This is a genomic window from Shigella sp. FC1967 (genome assembly GCF_001743005.1).
Classification (GTDB): domain Bacteria; phylum Pseudomonadota; class Gammaproteobacteria; order Enterobacterales; family Enterobacteriaceae; genus Proteus.
Map to the genome: position 1 here is coordinate 1 of NZ_MIIZ01001462.1, position 340 is coordinate 340.

General features: G+C 55.3%; 1 rRNA gene. It reads right to left on the reverse strand.

The features are described 5' to 3' along the window. Nucleotides 1–340: ribosomal RNA gene (locus BHE89_RS22975) — 23S ribosomal RNA — on the reverse strand; the annotation flags it as partial.

The following is a 340-nucleotide window of genomic DNA, read 5'->3' on the forward strand; positions in this document are numbered from 1 at the left end:
CCCGCTTAGATGCTTTCAGCGGTTATCTCTTCCGCACTTAGCTACCGGGCAATGCCATTGGCATGACAACCCGAACACCAGTGGTGCGTTCACTCCGGTCCTCTCGTACTAGGAGCAACCCCTCTCAATCTTCCAACGCCCACGGCAGATAGGGACCGAACTGTCTCACGACGTTCTAACCCAGCTCGCGTACCACTTTAAATGGCGAACAGCCATACCCTTGGGACCTACTTCAGCCCCAGGATGTGACTGAGCCGACATCGAGGTGCCAAACACCGCCGTCGATATGAACTCTTGGGCGGTATCAGCCTGTTATCCCCGGAGTACCTTTTATCCGTTG